Source organism: Pseudomonas sp. UBA4617 (assembly GCF_002386445.1).
GTDB lineage: Bacteria > Pseudomonadota > Gammaproteobacteria > Pseudomonadales > Pseudomonadaceae > Aquipseudomonas.
Genome location: NZ_DGIR01000026.1, coordinates 274,481 through 281,820, shown reverse-complemented (window position 1 = coordinate 281,820; position 7,340 = coordinate 274,481). Strand labels below are relative to the sequence as shown.

General features: G+C 63.6%; 8 protein-coding genes and 1 pseudogene. All 9 read left to right on the top strand.

What is annotated here, in order from left to right; translation table 11 throughout:
• The first annotated feature begins 177 nt into the window (after nt 1-177).
• On the top strand, nt 178-570 hold the full coding sequence (gene hisI, locus B4L76_RS12365) for a phosphoribosyl-AMP cyclohydrolase (RefSeq protein ID WP_296232807.1): 393 nt from the start codon (nt 178-180) through the stop codon (nt 568-570).
• A 1-nt stretch (nt 571) separates the two neighbouring features.
• Nucleotides 572-907 carry a phosphoribosyl-ATP diphosphatase gene (locus B4L76_RS12360; RefSeq protein ID WP_296232806.1) on the top strand — a complete coding sequence of 112 codons (336 nt, stop codon included), beginning with the start codon at nt 572-574 and terminating at the stop codon, nt 905-907.
• 92 nt (nt 908-999) lie between these two features.
• Nucleotides 1,000-1,272 carry a twin-arginine translocase TatA/TatE family subunit gene (locus B4L76_RS12355; RefSeq protein WP_296232805.1) on the top strand — a complete coding sequence of 91 codons (273 nt, stop codon included), beginning with the start codon at nt 1,000-1,002 and terminating at the stop codon, nt 1,270-1,272.
• A gap of 3 nt (nt 1,273-1,275) precedes the next feature.
• Nucleotides 1,276-1,653, top strand: coding sequence for a Sec-independent protein translocase protein TatB (tatB, locus tag B4L76_RS12350; protein ID WP_296232804.1), 378 nt, complete (start codon nt 1,276-1,278; stop codon nt 1,651-1,653).
• A complete protein-coding gene (gene tatC / locus B4L76_RS12345) occupies nt 1,650-2,441 on the top strand; it encodes a twin-arginine translocase subunit TatC (protein WP_296232803.1) in 792 nt (263 codons plus the stop codon). The genes tatB and tatC overlap by 4 nt, the downstream gene beginning before the upstream one ends.
• Nucleotides 2,438-3,145 (top strand): 16S rRNA (uracil(1498)-N(3))-methyltransferase, encoded by a 708-nt coding sequence (locus B4L76_RS12340; RefSeq protein ID WP_296232801.1) that lies wholly within the window; start codon nt 2,438-2,440, stop codon nt 3,143-3,145. Before tatC ends, B4L76_RS12340 begins: the two co-directional genes overlap by 4 nt.
• Before the next feature lie 45 nt (nt 3,146-3,190).
• Nucleotides 3,191-4,309 (top strand): annotated as a pseudogene (locus tag B4L76_RS24335) (methyl-accepting chemotaxis protein); the annotation flags it as partial.
• Nucleotides 4,292-5,164 (top strand): methyl-accepting chemotaxis protein, encoded by an 873-nt coding sequence (locus tag B4L76_RS24330; RefSeq protein ID WP_414707187.1) that lies wholly within the window; start codon nt 4,292-4,294, stop codon nt 5,162-5,164. The pseudogene B4L76_RS24335 and the gene B4L76_RS24330, both read left to right, overlap by 18 nt.
• A 186-nt stretch (nt 5,165-5,350) precedes the next feature.
• Entirely contained in the window at nt 5,351-7,294 is a 1,944-nt protein-coding gene (locus tag B4L76_RS12330; RefSeq protein ID WP_296232799.1) for a methyl-accepting chemotaxis protein, read from the top strand.
• The last annotated feature ends 46 nt before the right edge of the window (nt 7,295-7,340 follow it).

The window sequence follows — 7,340 nt, the reverse complement described above, 5'->3', positions numbered from 1 at the left end:
GTGCTGGCCGCGGGAGCCGCCGAGGCAGCCAGCCTGGCCGCCCCGAGCGCCTGGCCGGCCTGGCTGATGCTGGCCGCTGGCCTTTACCTGATCGTGCGCCAATAGCCAGCCGCGCCCATGGCTGGCACACTAGCGCAAAGGGCCCGGCACAGGAGCGGGCCCGCTTTGGAGTCGACGATGAAAGACTGGCTGGACGAGATCAAGTGGAACAGCGAGGGCCTGGTACCGGCGATCGCCCAGGACCACAAGACCGGACGCGTGCTGATGATGGCCTGGATGAACCGCGAATCGCTGGCCCTGACCGCCGCCGAACAGCGTGCCATCTATTGGTCGCGTTCGCGTGGCAAGCTGTGGCGCAAGGGCGAGGAGTCCGGGCATGTGCAGAAGCTGCAGGAAATGCGCCTGGACTGCGATGCCGACGTGGTCATCCTGATGGTCGAGCAACTGGGCCATATCGCCTGCCATACTGGCCGTGAAAGCTGCTTCTACCGTGTTTTCGAAGACGGCCAGTGGAAAACCGTCGACCCGGTCCTGAAAGACCCGGATGCCATCTACAGCGCAGGACACTGACATGAGCGACACCCTCAATCGCCTGGCCGACGTGCTTGAAGAACGCAAGCAAGCGGCGCCCGACAGCTCCTACGTGGCCAGCCTGTACCACAAGGGCCTGAACAAGATTCTGGAAAAGCTCGGCGAAGAATCGGTCGAGACGATCATTGCCGCCAAGGATGCTGCGCTCAGCAAGGATTACAGCGATGTCATCTATGAAACCGCCGACCTGTGGTTTCATAGCCTGGTGATGCTCAGCGCGCTGGGCCAGCATCCGCAAGCCGTGCTCGATGAACTGGAACGCCGCTTCGGGCTGTCCGGGCACGATGAGAAGGCAGCACGCCAGCCCTCTGCCTGATGTATCAAAGGCCTGTGCGAGCGGGCGTGCCCGCTCCCACAGAGGATGCAACACAGATGTCCTGCGCCCACACACAATTTCAGGAGTAAGAAATGGGTATCTTTGACTGGAAACACTGGATCGTCCTGCTGGTCGTCGTGGTCCTGGTGTTCGGCACCAAGAAACTGAAGAATTTCGGCAGCGACCTGGGCGAGTCGATCAAGGGTTTCCGCAAGGCCATGAGCGACGAAGAGAACAAGCCGGCCGAGCAGACCCCACCGCCAGCCCAGCCCGTCCCCCCGGTACAGAACACCGCCCAGCCGAACCAGGCGCATACCATCGAAGGCCAGGCCCAGCCGGTCCAAGAGCCGCAGCGGAAAGACTGACCCATGTTCGGCATCAGTTTCAGCGAGCTGCTGCTCGTCGGCCTGGTCGCCCTGCTGGTGCTCGGCCCCGAGCGCCTGCCCGGTGCCGCACGCACGGCGGGCCTGTGGATCGGTCGGCTCAAGCGCAGCTTCAACAGCATCAAGATGGAAGTGGAGCGCGAAATCGGCGCCGACGAAATCCGTCGCCAACTGCACAACGAGCACATCCTGCAGATGGAAGAGGAAGCCAAACGCATCCTCAACCCGATGACCCCACCGGCACAGCCGCCCGTCACCACTGCAGTCGTGCAGCCCCCTGCCGGGCTTGAAGCCCGGCCAGTCGAGACAGCTGCCGCCCCGGCCACACCTTCCGAACCGCCCCAACCGCCGCGAGCCCCATGAGCGAGAACCCGGAACACGACCAGCCGATGCCGCTGGTATCGCACCTGACCGAACTGCGCACACGCCTGTTGCGCTGCGTTGCTGTCATTTTCCTCATTTTTGCCGGGCTGTTCTCCTTCGCCCAGCAGATCTACACGCTGGTCTCGGCGCCACTGCGCGAGCACTTGCCGGCGAATGCGACGATGATCGCCACCGACGTGGCCTCGCCGTTCCTGACACCGTTCAAGCTGACCATGATCGTCTCGCTGTTCCTGGCGATCCCGTTCATCCTGCAGCAGATCTGGGGCTTCATCGCACCCGGGCTGTACCGTCATGAAAAGCGCATCGCCATCCCGCTGCTGGTATCGAGCATCCTGCTGTTCTACGCCGGCATGGCGTTCGCCTACTTCCTGGTGTTCCCGCTGATCTTCGGTTTCTTCGCCAGTGCCACGCCAGAAGGCGTGTCGATGATGACCGACATCGCCAGCTACCTGGACTTCGTGATGACGCTGTTCTTCGCCTTCGGCGTGGCCTTCGAGATCCCGGTGGCGGTGGTACTGCTGGTGTGGATCGGCGTGGTCGACGTGAAGTACCTGAAGAAGATCCGCCCCTACGTGATCATCGGCTGCTTCGTGGTCGGCATGGTCCTCACTCCGCCGGACATCTTCTCCCAGACCCTGCTCGCTGTACCCATGTGGCTGCTGTTCGAGATCGGCGTGCTGTGCGGCAGCCTGATCCGCAAGCGCAGCGAAGCCGACGATAACCCCGCCAACGACCACAACGACCAGCCGCCAGCGACCCAACCGTGAACCTGTTGCTTCTTGAAGAGGCCGACTTCGTCGCGGCCGACCGCGTCGTTCTTGCTGACCGGCGCTTCACCCACATGCAGGAGATCCACCGCGTGACGGTGGGCGACAATCTGCGCGTGGGCCGTGTCAACGGCCTGATGGGCAAGGCCACGGTGTTGCGCCTGGAAACTCACGAGGCCGAACTGCAGGTCGTCTTCGATCAGCAGCCACCGGCGAAACTGCCGTTGACCCTGGTGCTGGCCGTTCCCCGCCCGAAAATGCTGCGCCGGCTGTTCCAGACCGTAGCCACCCTGGGCGTACCGCGGCTGATCCTGGTGAACAGCTACAAGGTCGAGAAAAGCTTCTGGCAAACGCCCTTCCTGCACCCCGACAGCATTCGCGAAAACTTCATCCTCGGCCTGGAACAGGCACGTGACACCGTGCTGCCCGAGGTGATCATCGAAAAACGCTTCAAACCGTTCGTCGAAGATCGCCTGCCATCCATCGCCGCAGGCACCCTGGGCTTGGTCGGCCACCCTGGCCCCTACCCCGCCTGCCCACGTGCCGTGGAGCAAGCCGTGACCCTGGCCATCGGCCCGGAGGGTGGCTGGATCCCCTACGAAGTGGAGCTTTTGGGCCAGGCCGGCCTGACCCCGGTGCAACTGGGTGAGCGCATCCTGCGCGTAGAGACCGCTGTGACAGCACTGCTTTCACGAATATTCTGACAAACGGGTCAACTTTTACCCATAAAGTTTCCCTTCCCCGCGCCGATGGCTTTGGCAACAACAACACATTTTCGTGCTGCCAAGCCGGCCAGGGGATTTCACATGTATCAATGGATCGCCCAATCGTTGGGCAACGTGAGCGTCAGTCGCAAACTGGGCCTGGGCTTCGGTCTCGTTCTGCTACTGACCCTGGCCACCACCCTGACTGGCTGGCACGGCATGGACAGCATCGTCGACCGTGGCGACAAGCTGGGCAACATCTCGGGGATCCTGGGATATACCCAGGAACTGCGCATCGCCCGCCAGCAATACCAGCGCCAGCGTGACGATGCTTCGGTGGCAGAGCTGGAAAAAGCCCTGGCCAATCTCGACCGTCAGGTTCAACTGATGCTCACGCAGATCGAACAACCCGCCGACCGCCAGCGCCTGGAGCAACAGCGCGAGGCCGTGCGCGGCTACCAACAGGCATTCAGCGAGCTGAAACAGGCCGGGCAACGCCGCGAGGCCAGCCGCAGCGTGCTTGGCGACACAGCCGACAAGGCCACGGAACTGGTCGGCCGCGTACAGCGTGGCCTGTTGCAAGGTGGCGACATCAGCCAATACCAGTACGCCGTTGAAGTCGGTGCCTTGCTGCAACAGGCGCGCTTCCAGGTACGTGGCTACACCTACAGCGGCAATGCCGATTTCCAGCAAACCGCACTCAAGGCCATCGACCAGGCCCTGGCCGAGTTGCGCGCGCTGCCGGCCAAGGTGCCTGCCGAACATGCCGCCAGCCTGGACGACGCTGCCACTGCCATGGCGGGCTACCGTGACGCGGTAACCCAGTTCGGCAACGCCCAGGCCGCTACCGAGCAGGCCCTGCAAAACATGGTCGCGCACGGTACGGTGCTGTTGCAGACCGGCCAGGCGATGACCGATTCGCAGACTCAGGTACGCAACGCCGGCGCCGCCCAGGCCAAGAGCCTGCTCGCCCTGGCCACCGCGCTAGCCATGGCCCTGGGTTTGCTGGCAGCCTGGATCATCTCCCGGCAGATCATCATCCCGCTGCGCCAGACCTTGCGCGCCGCCGAACGGGTGGCCAGTGGCGACCTGACCCAGCAGCCCCAGGTGCAACGCCGCGATGAACTCGGCCAGCTGCAGGCCAGCATGCAGCGAATGACCCAAGGCCTGCGCGAACTGATCGGCGGCATCGGCGATGGCGTCACGCAGATCGCCAGCGCCGCCGAGGAGCTGTCGGCGGTGACCGAGCAGACCAGTGCCGGGGTCAACAACCAGAAAGTCGAAACCGACCAGGTGGCGACCGCCATGAACCAGATGACCGCTACCGTGCACGAAGTGGCCCGCAATGCCGAGCAGGCCTCGGAAGCCGCGCTGATAGCCGACCAGCAGGCCCGCGAAGGCGACCGCGTGGTGGGCGAAGCGGTGGCACAGATCGAGCGCCTGGCGGGCGAAGTGGTCAACTCCAGCGAGGCGATGAACCAGCTCAAGGCCGAAAGCGACAAGATCGGCAGCGTGCTCGATGTGATCAAGTCGGTGGCCCAGCAGACCAACCTGCTAGCCCTCAACGCGGCGATCGAGGCCGCCCGTGCCGGCGAGGCCGGGCGTGGCTTCGCCGTGGTTGCCGATGAGGTGCGCAGCCTGGCCCAGCGAACGCAGCAATCGACCGAGGAAATCGAAGAGCTGATCGCCGGCCTGCAGAGCGGCACCCAGCGTGTGGCCAGCGTGATGGACAGTAGCCGCCAGTTGACCGACAGCAGCGTCGAACTGACCCGCCGCGCAGGCAGTTCCCTCGAAACTATTACCCGGACCGTGTCGTCGATCCAGGCGATGAACCAGCAGATCGCCACGGCGGCGGAACAGCAGACAGCGGTGGCCGAGGAGATCAACCGCAGCGTGATGAACGTGCGGGACATTTCCGACCAGACCTCGGCAGCCAGTGAAGAGACAGCCAGCTCGAGCGTGGAACTGGCGCGGCTGGGTACCCACCTGCAAGGGTTGGTGGGGCGGTTCAAGCTTTGATCTGGTGAATGGGGTAGCCTGTGCTGTTCCCGCGGAGGGACCAGCACAGGCAGATCATTCCTACTAGTTACGGTGAAATTTCCTACCTGATTTTCAGGTCAAGTCCTACACCTCCGCTGCCGATTGGCAGAGGTGTGATGCTGGCACTGCGCCCGCATCCCCTCCCCAATTGCACGGAGACTCACCATGCTCGGCTACCTCAACCGCAAGCTCGGCAACATCAGTGTCGGTGCCAAGCTCGCCCTCGGCTTCGCTGTGGTGTTGCTGCTTACCCTGGCAACCACGATCAGCGGCTGGCGCGCGCTGGATGGCGCCATCGTGCGTTCGCAGCAACTCAGCGAGATAGGCCAGATCAACGACCTGACCAAGGACCTGCGCGCGGAACGCATTACCTACCGCGTCCTCAGCGATGACAGCAGCAAAACGCAGATCAGCCACATCCTCGACCAACTGAACAACAGGCTGACCGCCCTGCAGCAACGCAGCAACGTCGACGAATCCCGGGAAATACTCAGCGAAAAGCTGGCATTGTTGCAGCGGCTGCGTGACGATTTCAGCGAACTGCAACGCAGCGTCGCCAACCGTACCAGCCTGCGCCAGGCCATGCAGGCCCAGGAGCAGAAACTCAACGACGCGATCGACGAATTGCAGACCCAGGCCTTGCTGAGGATGGGCGCCGACAGCCAGCAAAGAGGCGTGCTCGGCCTGATGGACACGGTAAGCCGGCATATCGACGGTGCCAACCAGCAGAGCCTGGTGCCGGCTTACACCTTCTCCCCTGTCGAGGACTTCGCCAAGGTCGGAAACAGCGCCCTGGCTGCCGCTGACAGCAGCCTTGAACAGTTGCTCAAAGGCCTTGCCCCGCTAGGCTTGCCCCGCGCCCTGACCGAACAGCCGGCGGTCGAACTGGCCAGATACCGCGCCAGCCTGGAGCAGTACCGCCGCGCCGCCGTGCACGTCGAGCAGCTACAGAACAACCTGGAAACAATGGGCGACGAACTGCGTGCCGTAAGCCTGGAACTGGGCAAGCGCAAGATCGAACAACGCGACAGCGAAGCCCTGGCCGCCCGCTCGCTGCTGACCAGCGTGGCACTGCTGGCGCTGGTGGTGGGTGTCTTGGCCAGCTGGTTGATCACCTTGCAGATTACCCAGCCGCTGCGCCAGACGCTGGGCGTGGCTGCGCGGATTGCCAAAGGCGACCTGAGCCAGGTCGAAGCGGTGCAGCGTCGTGACGAGATGGGCCAGTTGCAAGGCAGCATGCGCGACATGACCTTGAGCCTGCGCGAACTGATCGGCGGCATAGACCAAGGCGTCGGCCAGCTGTCACAGGCCGCCTCGGAGCTGGCGACCAGCAGCGAGGATACCAAGCTGCGCATCAACCAGCAGCGCGAGGAAACCGATCAGGTAGCCACCGCCATGAACCAGATGAGCGCCACGGTGCAAGAAGTCGCGCAGAACGCCGAACAGGCCTCGATGGCCGCGACCAATGCCGATCAGCAGGCGCAGATGGGCGACCAGGTGGTGGCCGAAGCCATCGGGCGGATCGAGCAACTGGCCAGGCAGATGGACCATTGCCTGGCGGCCATGCAGCACCTGGCCGGCGAGAGCCAGCGCATCGGCAGCATCCTCGATGTGATCAAGTCGGTGTCCGAACAGACCAACCTGCTGGCCCTGAACGCAGCGATCGAAGCGGCACGGGCCGGTGAAGCCGGGCGCGGTTTTGCCGTGGTGGCCGACGAAGTCCGTGGCCTGGCCCAGCGCACTTCGACAGCGACAGAAGAAATCGGCCAACTGATCGACAGCTTGCATAACGGTACCGATGAAGTGACCCGGCTGCTGGACAACAGCAAGAGCCTGACCGAGCAAAGCGTGGAACTGAGCCGCAGGGCCGGGCATGCGTTGGGCCAGATTACCGACACGGTGTCGAGCATCCAGGGCATGAACCAGCAGATCGCCACGGCCAGTGAAGAACAGAGCGTGGTCGCCGAACAGATCAACCGCAGCGTGCTGAATGTGCGGGACGTTTCGGATCAGACCAGCGCGGCCAGCGAACAGACGGCGACTTCGAGCGGGGAACTGGAGCAGTTGGGGCAACAGCTGCGCGGGATGGTGAGGCGGTTCAGCATGTGAGATTGCCGGGGCTGCTTTGCAGCCCTTTCGCGACACAAGGCCGCTC

What these genes read in the sequence shown, in the direction of transcription:
- hisI (WP_296232807.1), top strand. Translation starts at nt 178, where the DNA reads ATGAAAGACTGGCTGGACGAGATCAAGTGGAACAGCGAGGGCCTGGTA.
- B4L76_RS12360 (WP_296232806.1), top strand. Translation starts at nt 572, where the DNA reads ATGAGCGACACCCTCAATCGCCTGGCCGACGTGCTTGAAGAACGCAAG.
- B4L76_RS12355 (WP_296232805.1), top strand. Translation starts at nt 1,000, where the DNA reads ATGGGTATCTTTGACTGGAAACACTGGATCGTCCTGCTGGTCGTCGTG.
- tatB (WP_296232804.1), top strand. Translation starts at nt 1,276, where the DNA reads ATGTTCGGCATCAGTTTCAGCGAGCTGCTGCTCGTCGGCCTGGTCGCC.
- tatC (WP_296232803.1), top strand. Translation starts at nt 1,650, where the DNA reads ATGAGCGAGAACCCGGAACACGACCAGCCGATGCCGCTGGTATCGCAC.
- B4L76_RS24330 (WP_414707187.1), top strand. Translation starts at nt 4,292, where the DNA reads ATGCAGCGAATGACCCAAGGCCTGCGCGAACTGATCGGCGGCATCGGC.
- B4L76_RS12330 (WP_296232799.1), top strand. Translation starts at nt 5,351, where the DNA reads ATGCTCGGCTACCTCAACCGCAAGCTCGGCAACATCAGTGTCGGTGCC.